An 18,039-nucleotide genomic window follows, 5' to 3' on the forward strand; every position below is an offset into this window, starting at 1 on the left:
GATGCGGCGGACCCCGATCGCGCTGACGAAAAAACCCGCCGAATCGCTCCGGCGGGGTTCTGAATTTTGACTCGTGTCAGATCCTATGGCTTGAAGTTGGCCGCCGGATCCCTTTGCGGCTGTACCTGCGTCTGCGGCGTGCGCTTCGGTATGAACTGCTGAAGGACACCTGGATTGAGCAACAGGGTCGGGTCGAGCGACGGCTGCTGCCGGATGGCTCTGCAGTTCGGGAACCGACCAACGGTGCCTTCGGGGCAGCGCCGCTTGATGATCGGCACGCACTGGCCGCCGACCATCTGCGAGCCCGGGGCGCAGTCTCCCACCTGCGGCCTCGGCTTGCGGCATGCGCCGTCGATCACCTGGGTGCCGCGCGGGCAAACACACTCGCCGCGCTTGTTGTGCACCTGGCCGCGTATGTCGCATTGTTCCAGCACAGGCTTCTTCTGCCGGCAGGCATTGCCTTGCACCTCGGTACCCCGCGGGCAGACACAATTGCCATTGGCGTCGTGGACCTGGCCGCGGATCGAGCACTGCTCGGGCTTCGGCCGGATCGGCCGGCAGACCTTGCCCCTGACCTCTGTGCCGTCCGGGCAGACGCAGTCGCCATTGGCGTTGTGGATCTGACCACGGATCGAGCACTGTTCAGGCTTCGGCCGGATCGGCCGGCAGGCTCTATCGCGCACCTCTGTCCCACGCGGGCAGACACAATCGCCATCGGGGTCATGAACCTGGCCGCGTATGTTGCACTGCTCGGGCTTCTGCTTGTCGCGCACGCAGGCATTTGCCTGTCGGTCGAGATGCGTGCCTTCCGGGCAGTAGCAGCCATTGCCGTCCGACGTCGGGACCGAACCGGGGATGGTGCAGCCAGGCTTGTCGGTCTTGACGCAGGCGCCGTTCTCAAGCTCGGTTCCGCGCGGGCAGACACAGCGTCCATCCTCGGTGCGGATCTGGCCCTTGAGCAGCACGCAGGGCCTCGGATCCTTCGGCTGGATGATGACGCCGCCGTCGGGCGAGCACTGGCCGTTGCGGAACGTCGTGCCTTCCGGACACACGCACCGACCAGCATCGTTCATGACGAAGCCTGGCGAGCATTCCTTCTTCACCTCGCGCTTGATCGTGAAGGGATGGCAGGCATAGGCCTTGCCGCGATCGCCCTGGATGTTGGTCAGGTCGCCGGGCAGTACGTCGCCGCCTCCTTGCACCCTGGTGTCGGGAGACAAGACGCCGACGCAGTTCCGGCCGCTGACGTTGCCCTGCAGATTGGCCAGGGGAGCGTCCGGGAGGACCACGGTGACCTTGTGCACATGGCTTTCCCCGGCGCCGAGCGTCAGATTGGCAATGCAGGTCAACGGCAAGGTCGTCGGTTCGGGCGAGCAGCCGAAGGGCGGCTCGATCGCGGTGATCGCGACGCCTTGCAGCCGCCCCAACCCGTCCACCCCGATCGCATCGCCGATGCGGACCGGACCGGAGAAGGCGGTCTGGCCATCATTGGTGATGGTGATCTCGAACGAGCAGGGTTGTCCGGGCTGGCATTCGGCATCGCCGGTCTTCTTGACGCTAATGGTGGACGTGCCGCCGCCCTTGGCGCAGGCCTGGCCGATCGGGTAGACGACGTCGTCTCCAGGGGCCGGGCCGTATGAGCCGCGTGCGCAGTTCTCGAACGCGCCATTGGCCAAGACCGTCACGTCGAAGTGCCTGGAGGTTCCGGGCGTCATCGCGGCGCCGGGTATCTGGCATGACAGCGCATTGGCCGGAACCGCTCCGCAGGCCCATTCCGCACCGTCGGGTGTGACGGTCTGGATCTGGACCGGCGCGCCACCCGATATCAGCGTGGCAGCATCGTTGACCCGCACCGGACCGGTGGGGGCAGAGGTGCCAAGGCTGATGACGGTGATGCGGCAGGAAACCACCGCCGCACCGGCGAGCGAGCCATTGCAGACCTTGGTGATGCGTAGGGTCGGCTTGCCGCCATTGGGATGACGGAAGCGTTCCTTGGCGCAGGTCTTGTTGTTGGTGAGGTCGACCTCACCGGGGACGGGCTTCAGCGCCGCGCAGTTCTCGACCGAATCCGACTGGTAGCCGGCCGGCATGACCGCCCTGACGACGATCGGCGTCGATGCGCCCGGCATCAGCACGATGCCGGCATTGTCGCAGCGGAACTGGCCGGGACCGTTCGGTCCGCATGTCCAGGGCGGAGACGGGCCGAAGGTCGAAGAGGCCGGCGCGCCGCCCGGGTAATTGTCGACTACCGTCAACGGCCCATTATAGGGGACGCTGCCATTGTTGATGATGTCGATCACGAAGTAGCAGATGCCGTCGGGCGTGCAGACCGGGATGCGGGCACGCTTCTTCAGGATCAAGTCGACCTTCTTGTCGACCGGGGGCCGGCAATCGCGGTCGCGGTCGCCACGCCGGCAGATCGGGATCGAGGCACAGCCGCGATCGTTCTGCTGGCTGCCGAACAGCGGCTTGCCGCTGGCGCCGTAATTATAGGTGGCGCAGTTGCGCAACGCGCTGCCTTGCCAACCACCCGCCGGCTTGAAGCCGAGCTTGAGGTTGATGGAGGCCCCCGGATTGAGCGTGGTCACCGGATAGGTGCACGTCATCGGGGTCACGCCGGGCATGCATACCCAGGGCGGATTGGGCCCTGAATCCAGAGTCGAGCCGGCCGGCAGCGTCACCTCGTCGAGCACGATCTTGCCGTGATACGGCCCGTCGCCGACATTGGTGACCTTGATGGTGAAGTCGCAGCCGCCGCCCATCGTGCAACGCGTCACGTCGGCGCGTTTCGCGACCTTGAGGTCCGGTTCCTTGTCCTTGGGCGGACATCTCAAGTCACGCGGGATGACGATGTCGATGGTCTGCGTGCAGCATAGTCCCCAGCCCTCCTTCGGGCCGGCATAGGTCTCGATGCCGGTGACGATGAGGTGGATGACGTCGCCGGGCGACGCACCGACGATCTTCCAGTTCAGCACACCGCCGCCCGCCGGCACCAATTGCGTGTCGGGGATGATGGTGATGCCTGGGGTCGTCGTCGATACCTGCACCCATTTGCCGCCCATCTCCGGGCCGACAGGCATGTGGTAGATGAACGCGCCGCCGCCTTGCACGCAATCGACCGTGCCGCGCTCCACCTTGAAACATTCCCGGTCGGGAGGCGGAGGCCGCTTGTCACAGTTGGTGAGGTCGATCTTGATCGAGGTCTTGGCCCCGGTCTTGTAGTCGCCGTCGTCGGGCTTGCCCGGATCCTGCGACGGGATGATGGCCCCCGTGCCGACGCCCGGCGTCACCTTGATCATGCCCTGGTTGTCGACGATGGTCGGCGACGGAAACGCCGCATGGTCGATCTTGGCGGTGATCTTGAAATTGATGACGCGTTCATTGCCAGCCCCAGCGCCGTCGAGATCGGTGGCGGAAATCCGGAAATCGGAAACCGTTGCCGTATCGTTCGGATTAGCCGAGGTGCTGATTGTCGCACCCGGCAGCGGTCCGCCGGACGCATCCGTGCCGTCGCCGGACACGTTGACGTTGACGATCGCAAGACCGTGCGGAAGCTGATCCTTGAAGTCGAGTTGGAGTTTCTTCAGCCTGGCCGAAAAGCTTGGGTCGGCAAAGCCTTGCGGGTCGCCGCGCAGGCCAAAGCTCAGAGAGTAGACGACGTAGTCGCAGCTCCTCTGTGTGCCTGTTTTGGTGAAGAACGGCACGATCCGTTCCGGCCTCGGATTGACGATTTTTGAATTGTCCAGGTCGAGCCGCAGTTCCGGAGTGATCGGGACTGCATCTTCGGCGTGGCTTGCCACAGGGGTGAACATGGCGACCGCGATACCGGCCGCCATCAGCCAGCGCGCGCCGCGCCTGGCATATGACAGGGGTTTCATGATGGTCTCCATGACGTTGGATTGACTGCTGTTCGCGGTCGGGGAAAGTGCGAGATTTTTCATCTTCCCCTCCTCAACGTTCGCAGCTGACGGCTGGGGTTCTGAGCGGCAAAGTCATCTTGCAGCAAGGGTAGTAGCCACCCTTGTCCTTGTCGGACTGCCTGTAGAAGCAAAGTCCAACATCGACTCTGTCGCCCGGAGAATGGCCGGTGATGTCGACCGTGTAAGGCTTACCGGGAGCATGCGACTGGGGTGATGTCACCCCGACGCCTGGTGTCATGGACTGGACCTTGATCGAATCGCCGCCAAAGCCGGCATGGTCATGGAGATAGAGGTCGGCCTGGAGGCCGCGAGGCGTGCAGTAGAACTGAACATCCTCGACATCGATGCACGGAGGCAGATCGCCGGGCGGTGGGAAGCCCGGCGGATAGAACGGCGGCAGATAACCGCCTGGGATCTCTTCATAATAGCCGGCACGGCCGTCGCAGGGGTGCCAGACCTCGACGTCGCCGACATGGCCTTCCACTTCTGGGTCTTCGAAATAGCCGTCGAAGTCGACGAACCACGAGCCGAAAGGCGGCACGTTGGCCGGCTTGACCAACGGCGTCGGCGTGATCTGCACGCCGTGCACGGCAAGCGGCCCGCCGGCGGCGAGCTGGTCGGCAAGTGTCGGGTTGTCGCGCAGCTTGTCGCCGGTGTTGACCAGCGTGTCGGTGCACACGCCGGTGTCGAGATTGCCGTCGGCGTCATAGCCATATTGCAGGTCGAGCCCACCGGCCGACTGCCGGTTGCCTTGCGGGAAGCCGACTGCATATTCCTGCGGCTCTTCCACCCAGACCGATTCCGTCGCCGGATCGTCCGGGTTTTCGCGCCAGTAGCGGATGACCTCGCCCTTGCCGGAATCGGCGAACTGGCTGTAATCGTAGCGATTCTCGACCGGGCCGCGCTGCGCCAGATACATGAAGCCCTGGTTGTCGAAGGCGATGTCGGTGACGGCGTAGCCCTTGTCGGCCTTGACCGTCAGCTCCCAGCGCGGATCACCGGCAAAGCTGCCATCGCGGGCAATGCCAACCGACCAGATCTCGGCCTTTTCGCCAACCGAATAATAGAGCCGGCCGCCATGATAGGCGACGGACCAGACGCGGCGTTCGTCCTGCGTGTAGCCCCATGTGTCGGGGTCTTCCGAGTCGAAGGCAGCACCCTGTATGTCCATCACCGCACCGTCATCAGCGACGGGAGCCAGCCCATGCGCCGGCCGCCCGGCAACGCCGTGATCGAATGTGTCGATCAGCGTGCCGTTGGCATCGAGGCGGTGGATGAGGCCGGTGTCGAGATCGCTGGCGAAGAACTCGCGGTGATTGCTGTCGAAGCTGATGTCGCCCATGCCGGAACCGCTGTTGGTGTCAATGTCGGCGAATTTGGAGACCGCGCCGGTGATGCCGTCGATCTTCCAGATCGTGCCCGGACCGCCACCGCTTTCGGTGCCGAACTGGCCGTCCATGAAGACGGCGCCTGCGGTTCCGCGGCGCTGTCGCTCGGGCCGACCGTCGGCATCTTCGTCCGGGGTGACGATACGGATGCCGTGCAGGGAGGTAGCGCCGGCATAGAGGTTGGGGACGCCCGAGGGAACGCCGTCGCGCACACCGTCATCATAGGTGATGGCGAACACCTGGCCGATCTGTTCGGCCGTCACCTCGAAAGGCGGCGGTGTGTAGACGAGCTGGCCGGAAGCCGGTCCGCCGAGCGCCGAAACGTCGAAGACGCGCAAGGTGGCGCGCGTCGTGTCGATGAAGGTTTCGTCGACCGGGTCGACGCCGGGCGGCAGCCCCCCCCTTTCGGAATCGGCAGAGTCGAAATTGGGAATGACGGTGCCGGAAAATCCGGTGACCGCCATCGAGCCCGGATAGATGATCTGGGTTTCCTGCGCTTGGGCGGCTGTGTCCAACCAGAGCGTGGCGCTCAGCGCCAGGGCAAGCAAACCGCCGGCCAGATGGAGCGAACGGCGCAAACCGCCGCTTGGAGACGACATGGACGCGCCGCGATCGCAGGACATAAAACTCCCCCCGAAGTTTTCGGGAGGAACATCCGGTCCGGCCGCGCGAAACAGGGCAAGGCGCGGCGTTCCGGCACGTTCGTCCCTGATCGAATTGTCTGCTTTCCTCATCTTCACGATACGCCTGCTCCTGCGCAGGGTCAACGGAATCAGCCGAAAGCCCAGCGCATCGACTCCATCCCGAAGGCGGTGGTCGCGCTGAGCTTGCGTTGGTCCCGGAGACCGTGGAGCCTCTGGGGTCCTGGTCATGGGGGCATCCTTTCCGGCCCGCACCATGCGGCGCCTGGTCGTCAGTCGCAGGCTGAAGCGGAAAGGTTCATGCAAAACGGCGGCCGGGTCTGTCCGCCATTTCACAGAGGCGCGGCTAATTCCTTGTGTCAACTCAAGGTGGAAAACAGTCTTGGCGCGCGAAAGACCGGCCGGCTTACTTACCGTCAGTGCCGGCTTCTGCTAGCATCTTCCCAACCCTGGGGGGATCATGACACGCAGGCACTTCGTTCTCTTGCTGGCGGCGCTTTTTCCATGTGCGTTGCAGGTCCATCAATCCGTAGCCAAGACCTTGGTCTACTGCACCGAGGTTAGCCCCGATACGTTCGATCCCGCACTCGCCTCCGGATCCCGCGACGCCTCGGCCACCGCTCTCTACAACCGCATGGTCGAGTTCGAGCCCGGCACCACCAAGGTGCGCCCCGGCCTTGCCGAAAGCTGGGAGATTTCCGACGATGGCCTCACCTACACATTCCACCTGCGGCAGGGCGTGAAATTCCACAGCGTCGAGGGCTTTACGCCTAGTCGCGACTTCAATGCCGATGACGTGCTGTTCACCTTCGACCGGCAGGCCAACGCGCAGAACCCGTTCAACAATTACGCCAAACGCCAGTACATTTACTTCGACGGCATCGGCATGCCGGATCTTGTCGCCGGTTGGCGCAAGCTTGACGACCATACTGTGGTGATGACGCTGAAGGCGCCGCATTCGCCGATGCTTGCCGACCTGGCGATGGATTTCGCTTCGGTCGTTTCCAAGGAATATGCCGACAAGCTCGTCGCAGAGAAGCGGCTTCTCGACCTGGCGCTGAAGCCGGTCGGGACGGGTCCGTTCCAGCTTGTCGACTACCAGCAGGATGCAGTCATCCGCTACAAGGCCAATCCGGACTACTGGCGCGGCAAGCCGAAGATCGACGATCTCGTCTTCGCCATTGCCACCGATGCCAGCATTCGCATGGAAAAGCTGCGCGCCGGCGAATGCGATCTCATGCCCTATCCAAATCCGGCCGACCTGGACGCGATCAAGGCGACACCCGGTATCAAGGTCATGCGGCAGGAGGGCCTCAACACAGGATACCTCGCCTTCAACACCTTGCAGAAGCCCTTCGACGATCCAAGGGTGAGGAAGGCGATCGCCATTGCCATCGACACGCAGGCGCTGGTCGACGTCGTGTTCCGCGGCACCGGCGAAGTCGCACGCAATCCGCTGCCGCCAACCTCCTGGGCCTATGACAAGACGAGCCCCGATCATGTCTTCGACCCCGCTGCCGCCAGGCAGGGGCTCGCCGATGCCGGCGTAAAAGACCTGCACATGAAGATCTGGGCGATGCCGGTGCAGCGTCCGTATAACCCGAATGCGCAGCGTATGGCCGAAATGATCCAGTCCGACCTGGCAAAGATCGGTGTCACCGTGGAAGTCGTGACGTATGAGTGGACTGAATACCTTGCCCGCTCGAAGTCACGCGACCGCGACGGCGCCATGCTGTTCGGCTTCACCGGCGACAATGGCGACCCCGATAACTTCCTGTCGGTGCCGCTTGGCTGTGCCGGCGTCGGCACCACCAATCGTGCCAACTGGTGTTTTCCGGCCTTCGACGATCTGCTCAAGCAGGCAGCCGGGATCGTCGATCCCGCTGCCCGCGCAAAACTCTATTCGCAGGCGCAAACGATCTTCAGGGAGCAGATGCCGTGGGTCGCTATCGCCCACTCCGTGGTCTCGATCCCGATGCGCGAACAGGTGACGGGCTATGTCATGGACCCCTTTGATCACCACGATTTCTCGGGCGTCGATATCAAGGAATAGCGTTCGGTGTCTGCCGCCGATCTCGATGTCTATGTAGAGAGCCTGCGCAATTTCCGACTGGTGCGGAGCTATTGCATCGCGCAGTTACTGCCTTACCTGGAACAGGCTGGATTGAAAGTGCGCCTGCTCGACCGGCCGGCCGGCCGAGATCGGGCGCCGGTGGCCTTTCTGCATGTCGACCTGACAGTCGTGCCGCCAACGTACCGCGATCTCGGCCACCTCTACGACCGCACCATCAATGGCCGCGCGCTGTCCATCCACCGGCACCTTTATTCGACACTGAAGCTGGAGGCAGGCGACAGCCACGAGGGGCCGGTTGTCGTCAAGACGGTCCTCAACTCCAGGGGCCGACCAGAGCAGCGCTGGTGGCAGCATCGCAACGGCCTGACCAGGAGCGCGCATGCCATCCGCAAGCTCTTCGAACCCGGCTACAAGGACCGCCTGTGCCCGCCCTATAAGGTCTACCAGACGATCGGCGAGGTTCCGCGGGATGTATGGCGCAACAATCGCCTGATGGTGGAAAAGTTCGCTTTCGATACGCTCGACCTGCCCATCGTCAAGCACCGCTACATGTTCCTGCTCGGTGCCGAGGTCAACATGCGGCAGGTCTACGACGATGTGTTGTGCGCCGGCTCAAAAATCCTGAGCAATGAGGTGGGCGGCGCCGTCCCGCCGGAGGTGCTGGCGGTGCGGCAAAGGCTCAATCTGGATTTCGGCGCCATCGACTATTTCATCGTCGACGGCAAAGGTATTGTCGTCGATGCCAACAAGACCGTCGGCTCAAATCCGGAATGGCTGAAGAAAAACCGCTTTCGCCGGGAGTTCAACGATCGCATGGCCGAGGCGCTGATCGCCTTTGTCCGCGGTTGAGCCGGATCACCAGATCCAGTCGCCCTTGCCCAGCACGGAAACCGCCTCGACAATGCGGCTGAAGGAGGCGCGGGCCCGGCCGACCGTGTGCCTGGCCCGGAGATAGCCATGCACCAGCCCCGGCTCCTCGGACCAGCTGGCGTGTCCGCCTGCGGTAAGGATGCGGTCGCGGTAGGCCTCGCCGTCGGACGACAGCGGGTCGCATTGCGCGGTGATCAGCACGGTTGGCGGCAGTTTGGTGAAATCGGTGTCGGCGAGCGGCGACAAGGTGATGTCACCAGTACCGTCAGCGCCGCCGGTGCGGATGTGCTTGTAGAATTCGAGATCGCGCATGGTCAACATCGGTGCTTCGGCGTGCGTGACATACGAGCCCTTCGAACGGTCGCCGCCGAGGCCCGGATAGATCAGCACCTGGCCGATCGGCTTTTTGGCATGGCCACGCCTTGCGTGAGCAACAGCCGCGCAGAGATTGCCGCCGGCGCTGTCGCCGCACAGCAGAATAGGGCGGTCGTAGGTTTTGGCTGCCCATTCGAAGGCACGTAAAGCATCGTCGAAAGCGGCCGGGTGCAAATGCTCCGGCGCCAGCCGGTAATCGATGGAACCCACCTCGTAACCGGTGCGGGCGCAGAGCTCGGCGCAGACATCGTCATGGCTGTCTAGGCCGCCGAGGATGAAACCCCCGCCATGGATGTAGAGCACCATCGCCGCCGTGTTCGGGGTAGCGCTGCGATAGATGCGGATCGGGATGTCGTGTGATCGGTTGGCAATGAAAGTCGTTTCCGCCGTCACACCATTGGGATAGCCGGCAAAGAACTCGCGGCACATCCGGTCATAAATCGCACGCTGCTGGGCGATGGTGTAGTCGATCGTATCGGGCGGGTAATAGGAATTGGTCCGCTCGATGAAGGCCCAGGTCTCGGCATCGATGAGGGTTTTGTAGTCGGTCATGCAGCTCCTTTACCTCCCCCTTGATGGGGGAGGTCGCCGCGAAGCGGCGGGTGGGGGTGGTGGCGCATCACCCCACCCCGGACCTTCGGTCCGACCCTCCCCATCGAGGGGAGGGTAAAGAGGCTACTTCCCCTTCCACACCGGGTCGCGCTTTTCTGCGAACGCACGAAACCCTTCCATATTGTCCTCCGAGCCATACAGCGCATCGACCGTCGCCAATTGCCGGCGCGTCACGCGGTTCATCGCGTCCTGGAAGGTCAGCGCCTCCGCCACCCGCGCCGTCTCCTTGATCGCGGCGAACACCAGCGGCGGGCCGCTGGCGAGCAGCCTTGCGATCTCCCAGACGCGCTCCTCGAGCTTGTCCTTGGGCAGCACTTCGTTGACCAGCCCCCAGCGATGCGCTTCCGCCACATCCATCCAGCGGCCGGTGAGCAGAAGGTCCATGGCGACATGATAGGGAATGCGCTTGGGCAGCTTGATCGTCGCGGCATCAGCCAGCGTGCCGGCGCGGATTTCGGGCAGGGCGAAGGAGGAATGGTCGGAGGCGAAAATGAGGTCGCAGGACAGCGCTAGCTCGAAGCCGCCGCCCACCGCCATGCCGTTGACGCAGGCAATGATCGGCTTGTTCATGTCGCGCAGCTCCTGCAGGCCGGCAAAACCGCCGACGCCATAGTCGCCGTCGACCGCGTCGCCACCGGCGGCTGCCTTCAAATCCCAGCCGGCGCAGAAGAACTTGTCGCCGGCGGTCTTGACGATGGCGACGCGCAATCCGGGATCGTCGCGGAACGCCTTGAAGGTCTCGCCCATCAGCCGCGAGGTCTTGAGGTCGATGGCGTTGGCCTTGGGCCGGTCGAGCGTGACCTCGATGATGGTGCCCTCGCGGCGGGTGGAAATGACGTCAGACATTCTTCTTCTCTCCCAGCACCAGCAGCGCGTCGGCGATCCAGGCGCCCTTGCCCTCGGCGCAGACGATCAGCGGGTTGATGTCGAGTTCCTCGATCTCTCCGGCATTCGTCTGCACGAAGCCGGCAATGCCCGCGATGGCGTCGATGGCAGCCCCGACATCGGCCTTGGGCCGGCCACGATAGCCGTCCAGCAGCGGAAACAGTTTAAGGCCACGCAGGGCCGCCTCGATGTCGTCGCGCGTCGCCGGCAGCATCAGCGTGACGCTGTCGCGCAACAGCTCGACCAGCACGCCTCCGGTGCCCAGCGTCATGACGGCGCCGAACATCGGGTCGCGGGTGAAGCCGACGATCAACTCGGCAACGCCGTCGCGCACCATGCGCTCGACATAGAGGCCGGTGCCGAGCGGCAGCAGATCATGCGCCGCCGTGCTCACGGATTCGGCGTCCTTGAGGTTCAGCCTGACCGCGCCGACTTCCGATTTGTGGGTAACTCCGAGCGCCTTCAGCGCCACCGGGAAGCCGAGCGCCATGGATGAGATGACGGCCTCGACAGCGTTAGCGGCACGTTCTGCCTTCGGCACCGGCAAGCCGGCCTTGATCAGCCGCGCCTTGGCTTCGGCCTCGTCAGGGGTGACATGGTCACCGCCGGCAGCACCTGCAGCCGACGTGTCGATCGGCTGCGCCTGCGGCTCGGCCCAGGCCCAGCCGATGAAGGCCGCCGCACCTGCGGCATCCATGGCCTCGGAAATACCGAACAACGGCACCATGCCGCGCGCCATCAGCTCGGCGGTGTATTCCTCCGGCAGGTTCTCCGGCAGCGACGATACGATCGCGCCATGCGCCTTGTTGGTCTTCAGCGCCGATTCGAAGGCGCGCAGCGTCGCCCACCAGTCGGTGACCGAGCAGCGGTCGGGGCGTGGAAAGTCGAGCACCAGCATGTTGAGGTCGAAACCGCCCGACACCATGGCGGTGAAGGTGGCGGTCATCGCCGGTTCGTTGTTCCAGATGAAGGTGTGATAGTCCAACGGGTTGGCGACCGCGACCAGCGGCCCGAGCGTCGATTTGACATGGGCGCGGTGCTTCCTGGTGAGCTCCGGGAAATTGACCCAGCGGCCTTCGGCGCTGTCGGCCATGACAGAGGCTTCGCCGCCCGAGCAACTCATCGATGACAGTCTATAGCCGGGCAGTGGTCCTGTGACGTGCAGAAGCTTCAGCGCCTCGATAAAGGCGGGGATGGAATCGACGCGCGCAATGCCGAGCCGCCGCAGGAAAGCGCCCGAAGCGGCATCCGAACCGGCGAGCGAAGCTGTGTGCGAGACGGTCGCCTGCCTGGCCTGTTCGGACCGGCCGACCTTCATGGCGATGATCGGCTTCTTCAGTTCGCGCGCCCGCGCCGCCAGCTTCTCGAAGCCGGCTACGGAATCGAAGGCTTCGATGTGCAGGCCGAGCGAGGTGACGCGCTCATCCTCGATCAGGCCGAGCGCCATTTCGGAGAGGCCGGTCTGCGCCTGGTTGCCGGCGGTCATCAGGAAGGCGATCGGCAGGCCGCGCTTCTGCATCGTCATGTTGATGGCGATGTTGGAGGACTGGGTGATGATGGCGACGCCCTTGGCGCCTTCGGGCAGCCTGATGCCGCCATGCTGGTCGGGCCATAGCAGCGCGCCATCGGCATAGTTGATCAGGCCGTAGCAGTTCGGCCCGATGATCGGCATCTGGCCGGCCGCGGCCACCAGTTCGGCCTGCAGCCGCTCGCCGTCATCGTCATAGGCCTCGGTCTCAAGAAAGCCCGCGGCAAAACAGACGGCGCCGCCGGCGCCGCGCTCAGCCAGCGCCTTGATTACCTCGATGGTGAGATGCCGGTTGACGCCGACAAAGGCAGCGTCCGGCGCGTCGGGAAGGTCGGCGACCGAGCGATAGGCCTTGCGGCCGGCGACCTCGTCCTTGTTCGGATGCACCGGCCAGATTTCGCCGGCAAAGCCCATCTTGATCGATTGGGCGACGACGGCAGCGGCCTGGGCCCCGCCGAACACCGCGATGGATTTTGGGCGCAAGAGGCGTTCAAGCTTATGCATATTCCCCGTCTCTTCTTTTTAAGCCCCGAACGGGCGCAGCAGCGCCCGCGAAATGATGTGGCGCTGGATTTCCGACGTCCCTTCCCAGATGCGCTCGACACGGGCGTCGCGCCAGATGCGCTCCAGCGGCAGGTCGTCCATCAGCCCCATGCCGCCATGGATCTGGATTGCTTCGTCGGCAACGAAGGCGAGCATTTCGGTAGCCTTCAGCTTCGCCATGGCCATGTCCTGATCGGTGACGGTGCCCTGATCGTACTTCCAGCCGGCTTCGAACACCATCAGGTCCGCCGCCTTCAATTCCGTCGCCATGTCGGCGAGCTTGAACGACACGCCCTGGAACTTGCCGATCTGCTGGCCGAACTGCTGGCGTTGCGCCGAGTATTCGATGGCGTGGCCGAGTGCCCGCTCGGCGCGGCCGAGACAGGTGGCGCCGACCTGCAGGCGCGTGGCGCCGAGCCAGGAATTGGCGACGTCGAAGCCCTTGTGGACCTCACCCAGCACCTGGCTTGCCGGCAGGCGGCAATCGTCGAATTCGAGGATGGCGTTGGTGTAGCCGCGATGCGAGACGTTGCGGTAGCCGTCGCGCACGGTGAACCCCTTGGTGCCCTTGTCGACGAAGAAGGCGGTGATCTTCTTGCGCTTGCCGCGCGGCGTTTCTTCCTCGCCCGAAGCCATGAAACTAATTGCGAAATCGGCCAGATCGGCGTGGCTGATGAAATGCTTGGTGCCGTTGAGCACCCAGTCGTCGCCGTCCTGCACGGCTGACGCCTTCATGCCGCGCAAATCGGAGCCGGCGCCAGGCTCGGTCATCGCCAGGCAGTCCCACTTCTCGCCACGAATACACGGGAACAGGTATTTTTCGCGCTGCTCCGGCGTGCCGGCGAGCAGGATGTTGGAGGGGCGCGCGACGCAGGTCCAGTGCAGCGCATAGTTGGCGCGGCCGAGTTCCTTCTCGTAGAGCAGCCAGGTCACCGTATCGAGGCCGGCGCCACCGACATCGGCCGGCATGTTGGCGGCATAGAGCCCGGCTTCGATCGCCTTGACCTTGATCTCTTCGATCAACTCGCGGCGCAGCACGCCGGTGCGCTCGACCTCACGTTCATGCGGGTAAAGCTCGTTCTCGACGAAAGCGCGCGTGGTCTCGACGATGAGCTTCTGTTCCTCCGAAAGACCGAAATCCATGGCCTCAGCCTTTCTTCTTTTTCTTCGGCTTTTCCGCCTTCTTCACCGGCTTCGATGCCTTGGCCTTCTCTGCGGCCTTGGAAGCGGCCGGCTTCTTCGCCGCCAGCTTGGCCAGCTGCTTGGTATAGTCCTTGTGCAAGGTGCCGGCGCCCCAGCCCTTGCCTTTGTTCTGTTTCGACAGAGCATCCATGATCGCGACCAGATTGTCGTCGCGGATCTTTTCCAGCTCACGGATCGACAGGCCGTGCGCCTGGTCGTCCGACTGGGTGGCGATCAGATCGACCAGCTCGTCGTTGAACTCCGGCACGTCCATCAGCTTGGTCCACGGCCATTTCAGGCACGGCCCGAACTGCGCCATGAAGTGGCGCATGCCGGCCTCGCCGCCGGCGACGCGGTAGACCTGGAACATGCCCATCTGCGCCCAGCGCAGGCCGAAGCCATAGCGCATGATGTCGTCGAGTTCCTCGACCGTGCAGATGCCGTCCTTGATCAGCCACAGCGCCTCGCGCCAGGCCGCTTCGAGCAGGCGGTCGCCGACAAAGGCCTCGATCTCCTTGCGGATCACCACCGGCTTCATGCCGATCGAGGCATAGATTTCCTTGGCAACCTCGATCGCTTCGGGGAACGTCTGCTCGCCGCCGACGATCTCGACCAGCGGCAGCAGGTAGACCGGGTTGAAGGGATGTCCGACAACCAGCCGCTCCGGATGCTTCTTCATCGCCACCTGCATGTCGGTCGGCTTGATGCCGGAGGTAGACGAGCCGACGATGGCGTTGGCCGGCGCGTAGAGATCGATCTCGGTCAGCACGCGGTGTTTCAGGTCGAGCCGCTCCGGCACGCTCTCCTGGATGAAATCGGCGTCCGCCACCGCCTCGGCGATGGTCTTGGCAAAGGTCAGTCTGCCTTCCCTGGGCAGGCCGCCGGGAACCATCTGCTTGTAGGCGCGGCGCGCGCCCTTCATCACTTCCGAGACCTTGCGCGACGCTTCCGGGTCCGGATCGAAGATCGACACATCGATGCCGTTGAGCAGCAACCGCGCCACCCAACCGGCGCCGATGACACCGCCGCCAATGGCGGCTGCCTTGTTGATGATGCTCATGGTCAGGCTCCGGTTCTTGTCTTGGCGGTTTCGGGGTCGATGAGAGGCACGCGCTCGCCGACGCGGATCACGGAGGGGTCGTAGGCCTTGCGGGCGAAGACTTCGAGCACGAACTGGCGGAAGAATGCGATCGGCAGCGTGTCGTAGTCCGGGTCGAAGCTCGACTGGTCCCAGCGTTCGCAAAACTGGTCGCAATCGTCGAAATAGGCATGGCCGGCGAAGCGGTCGCGAGCATGGCGGTTGCCGCCGAGATGATGCGCGTAATAGAGCCGCTGGAAGTCGCCATGCTTTCCCACCACCCAGGTGCATTGCTCGCGCACGAAAGGTTTCAGGATCGAGGCGGCGTATTCGTCGTGATTGTAGGGAGCGTAGATGTCGCCGATGTCGTGCAGCAGCGCGCAGGCGATCCAGTCGGTGTCGGCGCCGTCACGCCAGGCCCGCGTCGCCGCCTGCAGCGAATGGCCGAGCCTGGTGATCTTGTAGCCCGACAGGCCTTCGTCGAGTTGCACCAGTGCGTCGAGCAGCCGCTCGCCGGTCCTGGCGGCATAGTCGATCTCATGGGCGGTCAGGAACTCGTAGTCTTGCCTGTCGCCATCCTTCATCGCAGTGAATTTGACGGTAGCCATGATCCGCTCCCGTCTTAAGCAGCCGCTGCGATCGGCGCCCGCTTGGTGAGGTTGAGCTTCCTGCGCACTTCCTCCGGCCCCAAAATCCTGGCGCCGAGATTGATGACTATGCTGGCCGCGCGCTCGACGAGCTGCGCATTGGTGGCCAGCACGCCCTTGTCGAGCCAGAGATTGTCTTCGAGACCGACGCGGACATTGCCGCCGGCGAGCACTGCAGCGGCTGCATAGGCCATCTGGTTGCGGCCGATGGCGAAGGCCGACCAGTTCCAGGTCGGCGGCACGTTGTTAACCATGGCCATGAAGGTGTTGAGGTCGTCTGGCGCACCCCACGGCACGCCCATGCAGAGCTGCACCAGCGCGTCGGCGTTGAGCACTTTCTCTTCGACCAGCTGCTTGGCGAACCAGAGGTGACCGGTATCGAAAGCTTCGATCTCCGGCTTGACGCCGAGCGCCGTCATCATGCCGCCCATGGCGCGCAGCATGCCGGGCGTGTTGGTCATGACATAATCGGCCTCGGCGAAGTTCATGGTGCCGCAATCCAGCGTGCAGATTTCCGGCAGGCACTGGCGCACATGTTCCAGGCGGTTGGTGGCGCCGCCCATGTCGGTGCCTTTTTTATTGAGCGGCAGCGGCGCTTCCGGTGAGCCGAACACCATGTCGCCGCCCATTCCGGCGGTCAGGTTCAGGATCACATCGACTTCTGCCGCGCGGATGCGGTCCGTCACTTCGCGGTAGAGATGGACATCGCGGCGCGGCTTGCCGGTCTCGGGGTCGCGGACATGGCAGTGGACGATGGCGGCACCGGCCTTGGCCGCGTCGATGGCAGAATCGGCGATCTGCTTGGGCGAGCGTGGCACATGCGGGGAGCGGTCCTGCGAGCCGCCGGACCCGGTCACGGCACAGGTAATGAAAACCTCACGGTTCATCGCGAGCGGCATGGACATCTCCTCCCATAGAAACAGACCCAACAATGCCCGACTTGCCGGAAACTGTTTTGCGATTTACGAAGCTCTCATGATCAAAAGCGAAAAACCGACCATCTTTCGCGCTGAGCGATCGCCGCTCAAGGTGACGCTGCTGGTGTTTTCAGGCTCGTCCATCATGTGCGTGGCGTCGGCCGTCGACCCGCTGCGCGCCGCCAACCGCATCTCAGGCGAGACGCTGTTCGATTTCAAACTGGTCTCGGTCACCGGCGAGGCGCCGGTCACCACATGCGGCCTGCCGGTGGCGGTCAGGGGCCGCTTCGATGCGGCCGAGCCGACCGACGTGCTTGTCGTCGTCGCCGGCTTCGGCACCCAGAATTACGCCACATCGGCTCTGCTTCCCGGATTGCGGCGAGCGGCCCGCGCGGCTCGCGCCTGCGGCGGCGTCGAGGCCGGCACATGGCTGGTGGCGCGCGCCGGCCTCCTCGAAGGCCGCAGCGCCACCACCCATTGGGAAGACATGGAGGATTTTTCCTCCGCCTTTCCCGGCGTCGACGTGCGTCCGGACCGCTACGTCATCGACGGACCGGTGTTCACCTCGGGCGGGGCGTCGCCGACCTTCGACCTGATGCTGCATCTGATCCGCACCCGGCTCGGCATGGCCGTCGCGCTCGATGTCGCCAGCGTCTTCATCTACGACCAGGCGCGCGCCGCGACCGACGCGCAGCCGCTGGTCTCGCTCGGCCGGCTCGACGGCTACGACCCGCGTCTGGCGCAGGCTATCCGGCTGATGGAATCGCATGTCGACCAGCCGCTGACCATCGACGCGGTGGCAAAACGCGCCGGGGTGACGGCGCGGACATTGGAGAGCATTTTTCGCAAGTCGATCGGCGAGACGCCGGGCGCATATTATCTCAGGCTGCGGCTGGGCGCGGCGCGGCGGCTGGTGGTCGACACGCGGATCGCCATGGCGGATATTGCCGGGCGGACGGGGTTCTCGTCCGCCGCGGCATTTTCCAGAGCGTTTTCAAGAGCGTTCGGCGAAGCCCCGGTCAGGCTGCGCCGAGGTTGATGCATGTCGCCCAAAAGTGTGTCGCGGTTTTGGGATTACGACATGCACAGACAAAGGGAGATCAGGCTGCGTTCTGTCGATCGCTGCCGGCGTCCATCTGCGAGCGCATCTGCCTCGCCAGACGGACTTCAAATCGGCTGCTGACAGCACGATCCCATTCGTTTTTCACGCTGTCGGTCGGCCGCGGCAGCGCCATCAGCCGGTCGATGATCGATCCGGTCTCGCCGGATGAGAGCAGGGCGTCGATTTCGCGTTCATGCTGCATATCGGTTCGCCTCCTTCCTTTTCACCCGCCACAACCGCATCCTTATACGAGATACGTGACGGCAGTTTGAAGGCA

Annotated in this window: 13 protein-coding genes; 3 read left to right on the top strand and 10 right to left on the bottom strand. The window is 64.1% G+C overall.

What is annotated here, in order from left to right; genetic code table 11:
• Positions 1 to 83 precede the first annotated feature (83 nt).
• Positions 84 to 3,941: a DUF7929 domain-containing protein gene (locus tag NKI96_RS28380; RefSeq protein WP_352807278.1), complete on the bottom strand. Its 3,858-nt coding sequence runs from the start codon at positions 3,939 to 3,941 to the stop codon at positions 84 to 86.
• Positions 3,942 to 3,951: 10 nt separating this feature from the next.
• Complete coding sequence (locus tag NKI96_RS28385; RefSeq protein WP_352807280.1) at positions 3,952 to 6,207, bottom strand: hypothetical protein; 2,256 nt, start codon at positions 6,205 to 6,207, stop codon at positions 3,952 to 3,954.
• Positions 6,208 to 6,409: 202 nt separating this feature from the next.
• Between NKI96_RS28385 and NKI96_RS28390 the strand changes: the two genes are divergently transcribed.
• Together NKI96_RS28390 and NKI96_RS28395 are read left to right on the top strand one after the other, a co-directional pair.
• Positions 6,410 to 8,002 (top strand): ABC transporter substrate-binding protein, encoded by a 1,593-nt coding sequence (locus tag NKI96_RS28390; protein WP_023834400.1) that lies wholly within the window; start codon positions 6,410 to 6,412, stop codon positions 8,000 to 8,002.
• A gap of 6 nt (positions 8,003 to 8,008) precedes the next feature.
• The gene (locus NKI96_RS28395; RefSeq protein WP_352807282.1) at positions 8,009 to 8,872 is read left to right on the top strand and encodes a hypothetical protein; all 864 of its coding nucleotides are present in this window, start codon (positions 8,009 to 8,011) and stop codon (positions 8,870 to 8,872) included.
• 6 nt (positions 8,873 to 8,878) lie between these two features.
• Here the strand turns inward: NKI96_RS28395 and NKI96_RS28400 are convergent, their stop codons facing one another.
• From NKI96_RS28400 to bcoG, 7 genes are all read right to left on the bottom strand, one after another.
• Positions 8,879 to 9,820, bottom strand: coding sequence for an alpha/beta hydrolase (locus NKI96_RS28400; RefSeq protein ID WP_023689944.1), 942 nt, complete (start codon positions 9,818 to 9,820; stop codon positions 8,879 to 8,881).
• A 123-nt stretch (positions 9,821 to 9,943) separates the two neighbouring features.
• The gene (locus NKI96_RS28405) at positions 9,944 to 10,726 is read right to left on the bottom strand and encodes a carnitinyl-CoA dehydratase (protein WP_023668858.1); all 783 of its coding nucleotides are present in this window, start codon (positions 10,724 to 10,726) and stop codon (positions 9,944 to 9,946) included.
• Positions 10,719 to 12,797 (bottom strand): acetate--CoA ligase family protein, encoded by a 2,079-nt coding sequence (locus tag NKI96_RS28410; RefSeq protein ID WP_023689943.1) that lies wholly within the window; start codon positions 12,795 to 12,797, stop codon positions 10,719 to 10,721. Before NKI96_RS28410 ends, NKI96_RS28405 begins: the two co-directional genes overlap by 8 nt.
• A gap of 18 nt (positions 12,798 to 12,815) precedes the next feature.
• Complete coding sequence (locus tag NKI96_RS28415) at positions 12,816 to 13,979, bottom strand: acyl-CoA dehydrogenase family protein (protein ID WP_023668860.1); 1,164 nt, start codon at positions 13,977 to 13,979, stop codon at positions 12,816 to 12,818.
• Positions 13,980 to 13,983: 4 nt separating this feature from the next.
• On the bottom strand, positions 13,984 to 15,078 hold the full coding sequence (locus tag NKI96_RS28420; protein WP_352807284.1) for a carnitine 3-dehydrogenase: 1,095 nt from the start codon (positions 15,076 to 15,078) through the stop codon (positions 13,984 to 13,986).
• Positions 15,079 to 15,080: 2 nt separating this feature from the next.
• Positions 15,081 to 15,704 carry an HD domain-containing protein gene (locus NKI96_RS28425; protein WP_023694248.1) on the bottom strand — a complete coding sequence of 208 codons (624 nt, stop codon included), beginning with the start codon at positions 15,702 to 15,704 and terminating at the stop codon, positions 15,081 to 15,083.
• 14 nt (positions 15,705 to 15,718) lie between these two features.
• Positions 15,719 to 16,642: a 3-dehydrocarnitine:acetyl-CoA trimethylamine transferase BcoG gene (bcoG, locus tag NKI96_RS28430; protein WP_023736238.1), complete on the bottom strand. Its 924-nt coding sequence runs from the start codon at positions 16,640 to 16,642 to the stop codon at positions 15,719 to 15,721.
• Positions 16,643 to 16,718: 76 nt separating this feature from the next.
• Here bcoG and NKI96_RS28435 point away from each other — a divergent pair, with 76 nt between their 5' ends.
• Positions 16,719 to 17,699, top strand: a complete 981-nt coding sequence (locus NKI96_RS28435) for a GlxA family transcriptional regulator (protein WP_023816370.1) — start codon at positions 16,719 to 16,721, stop codon at positions 17,697 to 17,699.
• A 61-nt stretch (positions 17,700 to 17,760) separates the two neighbouring features.
• Here NKI96_RS28435 and NKI96_RS28440 read toward each other — a convergent pair whose 3' ends face one another.
• Positions 17,761 to 17,964 (bottom strand): hypothetical protein, encoded by a 204-nt coding sequence (locus tag NKI96_RS28440; RefSeq protein WP_023668865.1) that lies wholly within the window; start codon positions 17,962 to 17,964, stop codon positions 17,761 to 17,763.
• Positions 17,965 to 18,039: the final 75 nt, after the last annotated feature.

The sequence above is a fragment of the Mesorhizobium sp. M0292 genome (genome assembly GCF_040321695.1).
Classification (GTDB): domain Bacteria; phylum Pseudomonadota; class Alphaproteobacteria; order Rhizobiales; family Rhizobiaceae; genus Mesorhizobium.

Coding starts and splice junctions, on each gene's coding strand:
- NKI96_RS28380 (WP_352807278.1), bottom strand. CDS start 3,941: ATGAAAAATCTCGCACTTTCCCCGACCGCGAACAGCAGTCAATCCAAC.
- NKI96_RS28385 (WP_352807280.1), bottom strand. CDS start 6,207: ATGGTGCGGGCCGGAAAGGATGCCCCCATGACCAGGACCCCAGAGGCT.
- NKI96_RS28390 (WP_023834400.1), top strand. CDS start 6,410: ATGACACGCAGGCACTTCGTTCTCTTGCTGGCGGCGCTTTTTCCATGT.
- NKI96_RS28400 (WP_023689944.1), bottom strand. CDS start 9,820: ATGACCGACTACAAAACCCTCATCGATGCCGAGACCTGGGCCTTCATC.
- NKI96_RS28405 (WP_023668858.1), bottom strand. CDS start 10,726: ATGTCTGACGTCATTTCCACCCGCCGCGAGGGCACCATCATCGAGGTC.
- NKI96_RS28410 (WP_023689943.1), bottom strand. CDS start 12,797: ATGCATAAGCTTGAACGCCTCTTGCGCCCAAAATCCATCGCGGTGTTC.
- NKI96_RS28415 (WP_023668860.1), bottom strand. CDS start 13,979: ATGGATTTCGGTCTTTCGGAGGAACAGAAGCTCATCGTCGAGACCACG.
- NKI96_RS28420 (WP_352807284.1), bottom strand. CDS start 15,078: ATGAGCATCATCAACAAGGCAGCCGCCATTGGCGGCGGTGTCATCGGC.
- NKI96_RS28425 (WP_023694248.1), bottom strand. CDS start 15,704: ATGGCTACCGTCAAATTCACTGCGATGAAGGATGGCGACAGGCAAGAC.
- bcoG (WP_023736238.1), bottom strand. CDS start 16,642: ATGCCGCTCGCGATGAACCGTGAGGTTTTCATTACCTGTGCCGTGACC.
- NKI96_RS28435 (WP_023816370.1), top strand. CDS start 16,719: ATGATCAAAAGCGAAAAACCGACCATCTTTCGCGCTGAGCGATCGCCG.
- NKI96_RS28440 (WP_023668865.1), bottom strand. CDS start 17,964: ATGCAGCATGAACGCGAAATCGACGCCCTGCTCTCATCCGGCGAGACC.